The organism is Beggiatoa leptomitoformis (genome assembly GCF_001305575.3).
GTDB lineage: Bacteria > Pseudomonadota > Gammaproteobacteria > Beggiatoales > Beggiatoaceae > Beggiatoa > Beggiatoa leptomitoformis.
In genome coordinates this window covers 3,780,467-3,793,247 of sequence record NZ_CP012373.2, presented here as the reverse complement: position 1 = coordinate 3,793,247, position 12,781 = coordinate 3,780,467, and the positions used below count along the sequence as shown (strand labels likewise).

General features: G+C 39.2%; 12 protein-coding genes and 2 pseudogenes. 9 read left to right on the top strand and 5 right to left on the bottom strand.

Annotation, left to right across the window (positions count from 1 at the left end; translation table 11 throughout):
• Window positions 1-183: 183 nt before the first annotated feature.
• Together AL038_RS16175 and AL038_RS16170 are read left to right on the top strand one after the other, a co-directional pair.
• Entirely contained in the window at window positions 184-1,170 is a 987-nt protein-coding gene (locus tag AL038_RS16175; RefSeq protein ID WP_062154576.1) for an extracellular solute-binding protein, read from the top strand.
• A 66-nt stretch (window positions 1,171-1,236) separates the two neighbouring features.
• The gene (locus AL038_RS16170; RefSeq protein WP_062154573.1) at window positions 1,237-2,946 is read left to right on the top strand and encodes a SpoIIE family protein phosphatase; all 1,710 of its coding nucleotides are present in this window, start codon (window positions 1,237-1,239) and stop codon (window positions 2,944-2,946) included.
• Between the two features lie 82 nt (window positions 2,947-3,028).
• Here AL038_RS16170 and AL038_RS16165 read toward each other — a convergent pair whose 3' ends face one another.
• Window positions 3,029-4,951, bottom strand: coding sequence for a sensor domain-containing diguanylate cyclase (locus AL038_RS16165; RefSeq protein WP_062154571.1), 1,923 nt, complete (start codon window positions 4,949-4,951; stop codon window positions 3,029-3,031).
• Between the two features lie 188 nt (window positions 4,952-5,139).
• Here AL038_RS16165 and AL038_RS16160 point away from each other — a divergent pair, with 188 nt between their 5' ends.
• Window positions 5,140-7,323, top strand: a complete 2,184-nt coding sequence (locus AL038_RS16160; RefSeq protein ID WP_062154570.1) for a PAS domain-containing hybrid sensor histidine kinase/response regulator — start codon at window positions 5,140-5,142, stop codon at window positions 7,321-7,323.
• Here AL038_RS16160 and AL038_RS16155 read toward each other — a convergent pair.
• Window positions 7,304-7,486: a hypothetical protein gene (locus AL038_RS16155; protein ID WP_062154568.1), complete on the bottom strand. Its 183-nt coding sequence runs from the start codon at window positions 7,484-7,486 to the stop codon at window positions 7,304-7,306. The genes AL038_RS16160 and AL038_RS16155 overlap by 20 nt on opposite strands.
• A 215-nt stretch (window positions 7,487-7,701) precedes the next feature.
• On the opposite strand from AL038_RS16155, the gene AL038_RS16150 reads away from it, so the two are divergent.
• Window positions 7,702-8,405 (top strand): IS1 family transposase gene (locus AL038_RS16150; RefSeq protein ID WP_414635094.1). Its coding sequence is split into 2 segments (ribosomal slippage): window positions 7,702-7,981 and window positions 7,981-8,405, totalling 705 coding nucleotides; the frame shifts between segments, so codons are not numbered across the junction.
• A 22-nt stretch (window positions 8,406-8,427) separates the two neighbouring features.
• Here the strand turns inward: AL038_RS16150 and AL038_RS16145 are convergent.
• Window positions 8,428-8,853 (bottom strand): annotated as a pseudogene (locus tag AL038_RS16145) (IS1 family transposase); the annotation flags it as partial.
• A 47-nt stretch (window positions 8,854-8,900) separates the two neighbouring features.
• Here AL038_RS16145 and AL038_RS18640 point away from each other — a divergent pair.
• Together AL038_RS18640 and AL038_RS18635 are read left to right on the top strand one after the other, a co-directional pair.
• Window positions 8,901-9,266, top strand: coding sequence for an IS630 transposase-related protein (locus AL038_RS18640; protein WP_062154562.1), 366 nt, complete (start codon window positions 8,901-8,903; stop codon window positions 9,264-9,266).
• A complete protein-coding gene (locus tag AL038_RS18635) occupies window positions 9,253-9,723 on the top strand; it encodes an IS630 family transposase (protein ID WP_106405028.1) in 471 nt (156 codons plus the stop codon). The genes AL038_RS18640 and AL038_RS18635 overlap by 14 nt, the downstream gene beginning before the upstream one ends.
• A gap of 19 nt (window positions 9,724-9,742) precedes the next feature.
• Here AL038_RS18635 and AL038_RS16130 read toward each other — a convergent pair whose 3' ends face one another.
• Window positions 9,743-10,009 (bottom strand): IS1/IS1595 family N-terminal zinc-binding domain-containing protein, encoded by a 267-nt coding sequence (locus AL038_RS16130; RefSeq protein ID WP_062154560.1) that lies wholly within the window; start codon window positions 10,007-10,009, stop codon window positions 9,743-9,745.
• Window positions 10,010-10,087: 78 nt separating this feature from the next.
• Between AL038_RS16130 and AL038_RS16125 the strand changes: the two genes are divergently transcribed.
• The 3 genes and pseudogenes from AL038_RS16125 to AL038_RS19030 form a co-directional block, all read left to right on the top strand.
• Window positions 10,088-10,312 (top strand): hypothetical protein, encoded by a 225-nt coding sequence (locus AL038_RS16125; RefSeq protein ID WP_062154558.1) that lies wholly within the window; start codon window positions 10,088-10,090, stop codon window positions 10,310-10,312.
• 45 nt (window positions 10,313-10,357) lie between these two features.
• Window positions 10,358-10,981, top strand: a complete 624-nt coding sequence (locus AL038_RS16120; protein WP_062154556.1) for a hypothetical protein — start codon at window positions 10,358-10,360, stop codon at window positions 10,979-10,981.
• Window positions 10,982-11,028: 47 nt separating this feature from the next.
• Window positions 11,029-11,772: pseudogene (locus tag AL038_RS19030) on the top strand (RHS repeat domain-containing protein); the annotation flags it as partial.
• Between the two features lie 218 nt (window positions 11,773-11,990).
• Here the strand turns inward: AL038_RS19030 and AL038_RS16110 are convergent.
• A protein-coding gene (locus AL038_RS16110; RefSeq protein WP_201800087.1) for an IS5 family transposase occupies window positions 11,991-12,739 on the bottom strand; the annotation gives its coding sequence in 2 pieces (ribosomal slippage) (window positions 11,991-12,325 and window positions 12,325-12,739; 750 coding nt in all).
• Between the last annotated feature and the right edge of the window lie 42 nt (window positions 12,740-12,781).

Sequence of the window (12,781 nt, the reverse complement as noted above, 5' to 3'; positions counted from 1 at the left end):
TAAAACAAGATTTTCAGAATAATTGAGGCTAAGCAAATTATTGCTGTTTCTCTCTGGAAACCTTGAGAATTCTGTTAGTCCTGAAAATTCTATCGTGAACAACGCTTACGCTGTTCTTTGACAAGTTAGATGATAATGATTATCATTTGCTATAGAATGCAATATCATCGTCTGGAAAATATCATGAAAATACAAATAGTAGCGATTTTAGTGGGCTTGTTATCGAGCATACAGCCTATTCACGCCAGTGATGCAATTATTGTCTATTCTGCACGGATGGCGCATCTGATTAAACCTTTATTTGATGCTTATACGAAAAAAACAGGGGTTTCCATCAAATTTATTAGCGCGAAAGAAGAAGAACTGCTTGAACGTTTGGTAATTGAAGGAGAAAACACCCCAGCCGATTTATTATTAACGGTAGATGTGGGCAATTTATGGCTGGCAACGGAAAAGCAGGTATTGCGTCCAATAGATTCTGCTACGTTGGAAAAAAATATTCCTGCTCATTTGCGCGACCCTGAAAAGCGTTGGTTTGGGTTATCTGTGCGCGCACGTCCGATTATGTATAACACAGAAAAAATTAAACCAGAAGAATTAAAAGATTATGCAGATTTAGCTAACCCAAAATGGCAAGGTAAATTGTGTTTACGGACAGCAAAAAAAGTTTATAACCAGTCTTTAGTCGCAATGTTCATTGCGCGTGATGGCGTGGAAAAAACTAGAGCTGTATTAATGGGATGGGTAAATAATCTTGCGTTACCCGTACTCTCTAGCGATACACAGGTTATTGAATCTATTGCCAATGGACAATGTGAGGTTGGCATTGCAAATACTTATTATTTAGGGCGTTTACAACACGATAATCCAAATTTACCCGTTGCTATTCATTGGCATGATGGTGTACACATCAATATTTCTGGCGCAGGCGTAACGAAATATGCGAAACATCCTGACTTAGCAATACAATTGCTTGAATGGTTATCAAGCATGGAAGCACAAGACCAATTTGCTGAATTAAACTTTGAATATCCTGCTAATCCACAGGTTAAATTATCGGCGATTGTAGAAAAATGGGGGAGTTTTACCGCTGATACTTTACATGTTTCTGAAGCAGGGCGTTTGCAACTAGAAGCAACCCATTTAATGGAGCAAGTGGGTTATCGATGACGATAACATGATGAGATTTAACCGATTTAAGGAGGTGTTATTTTATTGAAATAAGAGGTTATAAATATGCACGTTTCCCTCAAATTTAGTTTACATGTGTTTTTTCTGCTAATTATTGCTGTTTTTCTTTTTGTTTTTCTGCGGGTTGCTAGCTCGGTAAATGCTGAACAACATCAATTTTATCGATTTCAGCTTAATCAATTTAAAACCACTCACGCACAACTCAATCAAATGATTATCGAATACCGTTACGAATTATTAGCCTTTCGTGACAATTTTGATAAAGAATTAGCCATTTTACAGCAATTACATGCTGAATTAACCCATATTCCTGCTTTTATTGATGCCGTTAATCAATCTGTAATGACTGAGTCTTTAGCCCAACAGGTTAATTTACTCATGAATAAACAAGCCATTATTATTGATTTTCGAGCGCAAAGTAAGCAGTTAAAAACGGCATTAAATTATTTAGAAGTGTTAAATTCTCAAATGGCGGGGGCAAGTTTTCAGCAAAATGAATGGTTTTTAGAATTTACCTTAAATGAGTTGTTATCTAAAATTGCGTTATTCAATACGGCAAAAGATGCGGAATTAGCGCAAAATTTACATGCCGTGGTGGAAAATGCAACGGCTTTTAAAACGGATTATGAAAAGTCCAGTAATAGTAAGTTAATGGAAGAGGTTATTGATAATGTTAATATTATCTTGCAAGCTAAGCCACATGTTGACCAGTTGACGACAAACTTGTTGACTTTACCGTTGTTAGCAAATTTGGAAAAGATAGAGAGTATTTATGATAATGGGTATCAAGCAGCGTTAAGCCAAGCAAATACTTATCGTGTAACGGCTTATTTACTCTCTTTGTGCTTGTTAGCATGGGTTGCGTGGTTATTTATTCATCATCTGTATAAAATCAGAAATGCGTTAAAACGCGCAAATGCAGAAATTAGCCATTTAAATACGAAATTAGAAAAGGAAAATGTTCGTTTAAGTGCAGAATTGGATATTACACGTCAATTGCAACAGATGATTTTACCTAAAGCGCATGAGTTAGCCGCGATTGAAGATTTAGATATTGCAGGGTTTATGCAACCTGCGGAAGAAGTAGGTGGTGATTATTATGATGTTATTCAGCATCATAATCGAATAAAAATCGGTATTGGTGATGTAACAGGGCATGGGTTAGAAAGTGGGGTGTTAATGTTAATGGTGCAAACGGCGGTACATACGCTGTTAGTGCATAATGAAAAAGACCCCGTTAAATTTTTAGGAACATTAAATAAAACCATTTATAGCAATGTTCAGCGGATGAATTGTGATAAAAATTTATCTTTATCTATTATTGATTATTATGATGGACAATTGTATTTAAGTGGACAACATGAAGATGTGATTATTATTCGTGCAGGTGGCAAAATTGAGCGGATTAGTACTGTAGATTTAGGCTTTCCTATTGGTTTGAGTGAAGATATTACGGATTTTATCGCCCAAACGCAAATTACGTTAAACCCGAATGATATTATCGTACTTTATACAGATGGAATTACAGAGGCAATGAATTCACAGAAAAAACAGTATGGTATTAAACGATTATGTGAAGTTGCCAGCCATTTTTGGGAATGTTCAGCAGAAATCATTCGGCAGAATATTATTAAAGATGTAGAAAAACATTTAGGGGGGTTAAAACAGATGGATGATATTACACTAATTATTATGAAAAAAAGGGATTTATTAGTGTCGTATGAGTCAATGTGTGGCGTTGGAGAATTGGTTTAGTGCGGTGATTCTAAATTCCCCCTTTAAAAAAGGGGGATAGATAAGTTTTTGCAATCTAATGGTTAGGCAAAATAATGGGTATTTAGCCTGTGTTTTCCGTTGTTTGGGTATAAAACCGATATGTGCCTTTGCCACTGCGTTTCGCGGAGTACATGGCGTTATCTGCTTGTTTTACAATATTTTCAATATCGTAATTATGCCCATCAAAAAAGGTGATGCCTATACTAACGCCAATACTGGCTTCTTGTTCCTTGTAAATATAGGGTTTTGTGAGATGTGCGAGAATTTTTTCTGCAATGGTCACTGCGTCTTGTTCGCGCATGACTTGTTCGGCAATCACCGTAAACTCATCACCGCCTAAACGGCAGGATACATCGCGGTCACGTAAACAGTGTTTGAGCCGCTTTGCAGCCTCTTGTAAGATAAAATCACCAAATTCATGTCCTAAACTATCATTCACTTTTTTAAATCCGTCTAAATCAAAGTACAGTAATACGCCTGTTTTTCCACTGAGTCGGGCTTTTGCCATGACTTGTTTTAAACGGGCTTGAAATAGACGGCGATTCGCTAAACCTGTGAGTGGGTCATAATGGGCAAGTTGTAAAAGTTCCTCTTCAACTTGTTTACGCTCGGTAATGTCTATCATCGTGCCTTCATAATACAATGCCCTTCCATCGTTGGATTGTACAAGACGGCTATTTTCTGCAATCCACATAATATCGCCATCATAACGGTAAACTTCGGCTTCGAAATTATAGACAGCTTTGGTTTCTTGCAGTTGTTGATGAAATTCGGCACGTCTTTCTGGATTGACATATAAGGCTTCCATATCAGGAACTTTTGTCATAATTTCTTCTGGGCTGGCGTAGCCATACATTTGAGCCAGCGCGGGATTTGCTTCTAATAATTTTCCTGTGGGTGTGGTTTGGTAAATCCCTTCTATCGCATTGGTAAAAATAGCTTGATATTTTTCCATGCTTTGTCGCAGGCTTTCTGTTCTGACAAGAACTTTTTGTTCTAGCATGTTATTTGCCTCTTGTAAGTCATCTTGACTGGCAAGTAATTGGCTTTCTAACAAACTGCGTTGGTTGACGACTGCCATTAATATCAGGGTAGAAACACAAATAACCCCTATAAAAGCCTGTAAAATGAGTAGCGAATAGTCCAGCGAATTATGTGTGAAAGGACCTGATTGTGAAATCGTGGCAAGAATAGCACTTGTACTCATTATCACGATGACCAGTAATGTTTCTCGCTGACCAAAACGAAAAACTGCCCAAAGTGGGAAAGGCATGAGTAAAAAAGTGAGAGGATACGCGCTGATAGTTGCTTCTATTGGTTGTCCGAAAACTAACCAGACAACTGTCATTAAACTGGCAAATAACAAAATTATTTCGGCTTTTTTATGACGATACCATGCGTGTTTTTGTTCGGTATAACCTGTAATAATGAAGGGTGCGATAACTAAAATCCCCACTAAATCAGCTAAACACCATGTCCACCATACTCGCAACGGGCTAATCGCATGAATCGTATCAAACAGTAAGCGAAAGGTTAAACCAATGCTCGCACTAAGCAGGCTAATAAATAAAGCACTACCGCAAAAAATACCCACATAAGCAGGACGGCTGAAAATAGCTTGCGGATGGGGGAGAAATTGGCGTACTAACCATATACCGATAAGTAATGATAAGGTATTTCCCGTCGATGTTAATAACTCTAGCCATGATAATGGTTTGATAAAAAGAATGTTTTCTAATAACTCACCTAACAGAATGGCAAAACCAAACCAATACCCCCATAAAAACACGGCTGCATAACCAATACCCGCCGCCGCCCAAATGGGTGTTACCCAACTTTCTATCGTAACAACTTCTAGGGCTAATGCACCAAAAAGATAATAAGATAAACTGACTAGAAAGAAGTTGACGACGGTTTGTAACCGTGTTTGAGGCAAAAAATGGATGGCTTCTAACGAATTTGATGATTGCATCATATAAGACATGGCACGATTCCTACCAAAAATATAAAAATAAGCAATTATAACAGCAGGTCAGGCTGTTTACCTTGTTGAAAAACATCATGTTGTCTAGTGTTGTTGCATAACAGGTATGAATCACCTGTCACCATTGTACACACAAGCAATTCTCTACTTAACATCAAGAAAACGATAACAATATAGAACCATTTGACATGATTACTGAAATATCTATCCCTGCTGTTTTTTTGCTCCGCGACACACATATTACTTACGCAAATGAACAAGCATTAACCTTAACAGGTCATACACTAGCAGATTTACAGGCTAAAGCGTTTACTCAACTATTTCCACCTTCCTTTCAAACCACATTAAATGAATATCTCAATCAACCACATATACCTATAGGACAAACCATTCGTTTTGAAACGCAATTAATCACGCAACAGGCAGAAAGCCGTTGGGTTGCCATTTCTTTTTGTCCCATTATCCAAGAAGGTTTATTGACTATTCTGGCACTTGCCATTCATTTAGATACAAAGGGAAAGGAAGATAGAGAAACGCAACGTTTAAGTTCTGCACTGGCGGAAAGTGCGCAACAACTAACCTTGATAAATCAACGCTTAGAAGCAGAAATTTTAGAACGGGAACAAACGGAAGAAATGTTTCGCACGGTTGTCGAATCTGCTTACAGCGGGATTTTATTAGTCAATCAAACAGGCATTATTACCTTTGTAAATTCACAAATTGAAAGTATGTTTGGATATTTGCGTGAAGAACTCATTGGACAACCACAAGAAATTTTAATGCCTGCACGCTTTCGTGATAAACACATCAAACACCACAACTATTTTATCGCCCGTGAACAAGCGCGCCGTATTGGTATGGTGCGTGATTTAAGCGGTGTACGCAAAAATGGCGAAGAATTCCCGATAGAAATTGGCTTAACACCCTTGCGAATTAAAGGGGAAGCCATGGTTTTAGGGGTGTTGATAGACATGACAGAACGGAGCGCGATAGAACAAGAAGTTCGCTTACTCAACACAGAACTAGAAAAACGGGTTGCCGAAAGAACCAGCGAATTAAAAAGCAAAAATGATGAGCTAATGGAACAAATAGAAAAACGCTTATTAGCCGAGGCAAATCTTAAAGCAGAACGCACCCTATTAACCAAGCGCGTAACGGAACGCACCAAAGAACTCAGCACTGCAAACGCCAAACTTGCCTATGCACTTCGTGCAAAAGACGAATTTCTTGCCGCAATGAGCCATGAATTGCGTACCCCCCTCAACTCAATTCTTGGCATGTCCGAAGGATTACAAGAACAAATCTATGGCGAACTCAATTCTAAACAACTGAAATCACTTCATACCATAGAAGAAAGTGGACGACATTTACTCAGTCTTATCAACGATATTTTAGACCTTGCCAAAATAGAAGCAGGCAAACTTAAACTTGATATGAATACCCTGTCATTAGAACAAGTTTGTCAAAGCAGTTTACGCATGATTAAACAAGCCGCCCTTAAAAAACGGATTAAAGTTAATTTTCAACTCTCTGATACAACACTACTCATGCTTGGGGATGAACGTCGTGTTAAACAAATACTGGTCAATCTACTCAGCAATGCCGTTAAATTTACCCCTGAAGGCGGAACAATAGGGCTAGACGTTCAGGCAAATGTAGAAAAACATACCATTCAAATGACCGTTTGGGATACAGGTATAGGCATTGCTGTTGAAGACTTTCCCCTACTTTTTCAACCATTTGCACAACTAGATACCAGTCTTTCCCGCAAGTTTTTAGGAACAGGTTTAGGCTTATCATTAGTCAAGCGTTTTATTGAAATGCACGGCGGCAAAATTATCGTCAATAGCGAAATCAACAAAGGCAGCAGTTTCCTCGTCTCCTTTCCATGGCGACTTATCGTAGAAAAATCTGCGGATACAACGGTTTTTCTTCCAAATACCTACCCTGAAAAAACACTACCTCGTGAATACACTAACCGCGAAAATGCCCCACTGGTACTTATTGCAGAAGATAATGAGGAAAATTTAGACACAATGGCACGTTATCTAAATGCCCGAGGCTATCGCCTGATTACAGCCCATAATGGCATGGAAGCCATCGCACAAACTCAACAACAACACCCACATATCATCTTAATGGACATACAAATGCCCGTTATGGATGGATTAGAAGCTATTCGTTATATTAAAGCGGATAAAGTATTAGGAAATATCCCCATCATTGCAATTACAGCACTTGCAATGCCGGGAGATAAAGAATGGTGTTTACAAGCAGGCGCAAACGAATATTTAAGTAAACCTGTGAGTTGTCGCCAACTGATAGAAACGATAGAAAGCTTACTGCAAAAAGCTAAAAATGCTCCTGCCTAATCGCACTCAAAGGATGACTTTCAATCTCAAACAACTGTTTATTTAATGTTTGGAAAAATTTACGACTTTCCACACAATCACAATAATCAAATCCATTCAACAAAGTACATTGCTGTCCACACCCTTGCCGTCGTGCAAAAGCTAACTGTTTTTCTTTATTCATACTCCATCATCCAACGCGATAAATATTTCAGTAAGCGGGTAAGTATAGCGCATAGAGAAAAATAGTAAATAAGCTACAAAATCAATATTTTACATAAATAAAAGCAAAGAAATTAATGTATTAGACGCACAAAGGTAGTGCTAAACAGGTAGGTAGTGCTAAACAGGTAAGGTTGTTAGTATATCAAAGAACATCCCTGAAAAAGAGAACGCAAAATGCCAGATTGTCCCGAATGTCAAAGTCATCATGTGATTAAGAATGGAAAAACACATTTTGGCAAACAAAACTACAAATGTCGTGGGTGTGGTCGCCAATTTGTAGAAAATGCCAACCCAAAGCGAATCAGCCAAGAGACCTGGGAACAGGTAGAGCGATTGTTAAAAGAAAAACGCTCCCTTGCAGGCATCTCACGAGTGACAGGCATTTCAGGGACATGGTTACAACGTTATGTGAACCGATTATATGAAAAGCAAAAGCTAGAACCGATGGTTAAAAAAAAGGCGCGTTGCAATTAGAATGCGATGAGATGTGGTCATTCGTGGGTAAACGTCGTGAAAAAGTGTGGATATGGTTAGCATTAGATAAAGAAACAAGAGAAGTGGTGGGATTTGCGGTTGGAAAACGAGATAAGAGAGGTGCATCAGCATTATGGGAATCCCTTCCAAGCGTTTATCGTCAATGTGCCGTGTGTTATACGGATTTTTGGGAGGCATATAAAGGGGTATTACCCAGTAAATGTCACCGCGCGGTTGGGAAGGAGACAGGTTTAACTAATCATATAGAACGATTTAATAACACATTGAGACAGCGAGTCAGTCGCTTAGTTCGCAAAACGTTATCCTTCTCTAAGAAATTGCAAAATCACGTGGGAGCTATCATTTTTTTCATTAATCATTACAACTTATCCTTACTTGTTTAGCACTACCAAAGATTTGGTAGTGCTAAAGAAGCAGTGATTTGTTATAATCATTAATGAAAAAAATAGTAGCCCCAATGTGATTTTCTATTTTCTTGGAGAAAGATAAGGTTTTCCTCACTAAACGACTGACACGCTGTCTTAACGTATTATTAAATCGCTCTATATGATTGGTCAGCCCCGTCTCCTTCCCTACTGCTTGATGCCGTTTACTCGGAAGAACTTTCTGGTACGCTTCCCAGAAGTCGGTGTAACAGACTGCACATTGCCGATATACCGCTGGGAGTGAATTCCAGAGTGCTTGCGCTCCCTCAACATCTCGCTTCCCAAAGGCAATCCCGACAACCTCTCGTGAGTCTCTATCCAACGCTAACCATACCCACACTTTCTGGCGACGCTGCCCAACAAATGACCACATCTCATCGCATTCTAAGCGCAACTGTCCTTTTTTTTAACGGCTTGTTCTATAGTAACCGTATTTTAAAAAGAGGATAAGAAATGACCTATTCAATAGATTTCCGTAGAAAAGTATTAAAAGTGAAACAAGAAGAAAATCTCACCCTAGCAGCGGTAGCGAAACGCTTTCAGATAGCCATCGCAAGCGTCGTCAGGTGGAGCAAAGTATTAGAAGCCAAAGGGACACGTAACAGACCAACTAAAATAGACATGGAAGCCCTAAAACAAGATGTAGAGTTATATCCAGATGCTTACCATTATGAACGCGCAGTACGGTTTGGAATAACTGAGGGAGGAATTCGCCATGCGTTAAAACGTCTAGGGATTAGCCGTAAAAAAAACCCTCAAACATCCCAAAGCCAACCCCGAAGCACGGCAAACCTTCCAAGACAAAATGAACTGTTATAAACAATCTGATAGGCAAATTGTTTTCATCGATGAAAGTGGTTTTGCTCATGATATGCCACGCCGTTTTGGTTATGCTCCTATCGGCAAACGTTGCTCTGGCACGCAAGACTGGAATGCAAAAGGACGTACTAATGTCATCGGGGCTTTGCTCAATTTTTGTTTATTAACCGTCTCTTTAGTTTCTGGGGCGATTAATTCCGATGTCTTTTTCGCTTGGATAACCCAAGACTTACTTCCTAAACTCCCTCAGAATTCTGTCATTGTCATGGATAATGCCACTTTTCATAAACGTAGTGACATTCAGCAGGCTATTTTAGACGCTGGGCATCTCTTGGAATATTTACCCCCTTATTCGCCTGATTTAAATCCTATTGAGCATAAATGGGCTCAGGCTAAGACTCTCCGTAAACAACAACATTGTTCTATTGATGAGCTCTTTTTACTGAATTCTATTTAATCTTTTTATAGTACTGTTGCTATAGTCTTTGTTGCGCATACAAACCATTGACATAATGTTGTAGCCATGTGCCTGAGATTCCTGTAACACGGGCTATTCCTCTCAGTGAAAGTTTTTCTTTTAATAGCTTGTCCACCTGTGCCCACGTCTCTTGGCTTATGTATTTCTTGGTGGGTTGTTCTACAAATCGTCGTCCGCATTCGCGACATTTGTAGTTTTGTGTCCCTGTGCGGGTTTTTCCGTATTTCACGATGTGTGTCGCTTTACAGCTTGGGCAGGTTAGCATTTTAGGGACTCTTCTCTTTCTTCTGTTTTCTTATTTTAATATCACTTTCTCTTTAGCACTACCAAAGATTTAAAGGATATGATTGATAAAGACACCAATGGTGGAAGAAAACCACTTTCTCCTGATGATGCAGAAGCAGCTATGGATTTAGCGAAAGGATTAGGATTGCCAGTAAGAGATGATAGAAAGGCAGACCATTGGAAAGGTGGACCGCATATCCATATTGGAGAAGGTAAAACCAAAATTAATCTTGATAAGGGTGATCATATACCTGCGTTGCCCCGTTGTCCTAATCCTAAATGACAGCGAGTATTGAGAATAACCATAACAACGCGGATAGGACATAACATGGAAAAAATTTGCGGGTTTGCTGTCGTTAAAAAAGCAAAAAGCAACCTTTTTGAAGACTGGGTACCACTTAGAATAAAAGATATTTATTATCATGGGGTAAATAGATACAGTTGGATTAGTGTTTATGATCCTCCTTTTAGCGAGCCCCCATATAACGGGATTTTACCTACACACTATCGTAAATTATTAGATTCTCTATATTGTACATCGTCACTAAAAATTACAGACGATTTAGGGATTGCACAGGAAATATTGCAGTTTATAACTCAACATGAAGAAGAACCCACTTGTGAAATTGTTGTTATCTACTCAAAAGAAATAGGGAAATACTGTGGTAGCTTCTATGCTGACATGAAAATACACTGGCTTGGGGAAGATGTAGACACAATGTTAATAGAAGGAATATATAGACACCCCTCATTATTTATGGGGTTCGTTCCTTACTTAAATCAATATGGATTGTTTGATATAAACACTCCTGTTTCAGATGCTTATATTGAGTACTATTACCAGTTATTAGAGGCAACCAGAGAAGAAGATATTTTAGAACCTTTCCCTTTTTGTATAGATGGGGTTAGGGCGTATGTTGACAAAGTGTGGGTAGGAGTACCTGAGCTATAACAGGAATAGCCAAGTAGGGTGGGCATCGCCCACCTTACCATTATGATGTCCTAGGCAACCTCCGCCAAGTCCAACAACCGACAAAAACCATTGAATACGTTATCGATGCCAAAAACCGTCGTGTCGGTAAAAAAGTCAATGGCGTATTAACACAAGGGTTTATCTATCAAGGCAAACTCAAACCCGTTGCGCAATTAGACGGTAATGGAGAAGTTGTTGCCAGATTTGTCTATGCTTCAAAAGCGAATATCCCTGATTACATTCTCAAAAACGGCAATACCTACCGCATCATTTCTGACCACTTAGGTAGTCCGCGCTTAATCATTGATGTGCAAACAGGCTTAATTGCGCAACGCTTAAATTACGATGCATTCGGCAATATCATTGAAGATACAAATCCAGAGTTTCAACCCTTTGGTTTTGCAGGTGGGTTGTATGATGTTGATACCAAACTCACACGATTTGGTGCTAGAGATTATGAGGCGGAAACGAGGCGGTGGACGAGTAAAGACCCAATTGGGTTTGCGGGGGGCGATAGTAATTTATTTGGGTATGTGGCTAATGACCCTGTGAATTGGGTTGATGAAAGTGGGTTGGTAGGAACAAACCCGAGTTGTTCTTGTATTGCAACCAATGTAAACTCAAAAACTTATCTTCTCCAAAAAAACATTGGGTTGGTGGATATAGAGAATGGTCATGTGAATTTGCCTGTAGGAAGTCAGACCCAAATGCGATACCAGAAAAACTTCGAGGAACAGAATCTACATCTTATTGGATTGATGATGGTTTAGTTGGTATATGCAAAGGCGCGAACTATGAAAAGTCTTGGAATACGATGATTAACGATTGGACATGGAAAAATGCTGAGCCACCAACCAGTTCATTTAACCCTAAAAGTTGTGGTATTTCTGAGTTAGAGGAATGGGCGAAAAGAAATGAATGTCCTTAGATATTTTTCAGTTTTTATTATTTGTTTAGAGCCTGTCATCAAATAAGAAGGGTTAAAGGTTCAAGCCAAAAGAATCAAGGTAGAAGCCAAATAAACCCCACTTAAGAAATTCCTAGCGCGTTTATCATATCGTGTAGCTATGGCGCGGTATTGCTTTAATTTACCGAAGAAATGCTCGATTAAATAACGTGCCTTATAAAGGACTTTATCATAATCAGGTGGATTTAAACGATTTTTCCTGAACGGAATCACAGGTTCTATGCTTTTCTGTTTTAAAACATCTCTAACCCGTTCATCAGCATCATAAGCCTTATCAGCCAATAAAGCGTTTGCCTTTATCTGAGGAATAAGAGCATCAGCCCCTTCAAGGTCGCTTGCCTGTCCCGCAGTCAAAAAAAAAGGGTCGGATTGCCCAGTGCGTCAACAACGGAGTTAATCTTGGTACTTAAACCCCCTGCGCTACGTCCAATGGCTTCATCTGCACCACCACCACTACTATGTTGATGCGCTCTAACTATTGTGCTGTCTATCATGGCATATTCATTATCGGCATCGGCACTTAGTATCTTGAAAACACGTTCCCAGACACCTTTTTTAGACCAACGACTGAAGCGGGTATGGACGACACGGAAATCACCAAAGCGTTCGGGGAGGTCGCGCCAAGGAATGCCACTGCGATAACGGAATAGAACAGCATCAATAAACAAGCGGTTATCTTTAGCCGTCATCCCGACATGTCCTTTACGTCCAGGGAGTAGCGGTTCTAGTTTTGACCATTGTTCATCGGTTAAGGCATAGCGACGACTCATTGTTTTATCCTTGGCGATATCTGGGTATATATTTATAATATA

What these genes read in the sequence shown, in the direction of transcription:
- AL038_RS16175 (WP_062154576.1), top strand. Translation starts at nt 184, where the DNA reads ATGAAAATACAAATAGTAGCGATTTTAGTGGGCTTGTTATCGAGCATA.
- AL038_RS16170 (WP_062154573.1), top strand. Translation starts at nt 1,237, where the DNA reads ATGCACGTTTCCCTCAAATTTAGTTTACATGTGTTTTTTCTGCTAATT.
- AL038_RS16165 (WP_062154571.1), bottom strand. Translation starts at nt 4,951, where the DNA reads ATGTCTTATATGATGCAATCATCAAATTCGTTAGAAGCCATCCATTTT.
- AL038_RS16160 (WP_062154570.1), top strand. Translation starts at nt 5,140, where the DNA reads ATGATTACTGAAATATCTATCCCTGCTGTTTTTTTGCTCCGCGACACA.
- AL038_RS16155 (WP_062154568.1), bottom strand. Translation starts at nt 7,486, where the DNA reads ATGAATAAAGAAAAACAGTTAGCTTTTGCACGACGGCAAGGGTGTGGA.
- AL038_RS18640 (WP_062154562.1), top strand. Translation starts at nt 8,901, where the DNA reads ATGACCTATTCAATAGATTTCCGTAGAAAAGTATTAAAAGTGAAACAA.
- AL038_RS18635 (WP_106405028.1), top strand. Translation starts at nt 9,253, where the DNA reads ATGAACTGTTATAAACAATCTGATAGGCAAATTGTTTTCATCGATGAA.
- AL038_RS16130 (WP_062154560.1), bottom strand. Translation starts at nt 10,009, where the DNA reads ATGCTAACCTGCCCAAGCTGTAAAGCGACACACATCGTGAAATACGGA.
- AL038_RS16125 (WP_062154558.1), top strand. Translation starts at nt 10,088, where the DNA reads ATGATTGATAAAGACACCAATGGTGGAAGAAAACCACTTTCTCCTGAT.
- AL038_RS16120 (WP_062154556.1), top strand. Translation starts at nt 10,358, where the DNA reads ATGGAAAAAATTTGCGGGTTTGCTGTCGTTAAAAAAGCAAAAAGCAAC.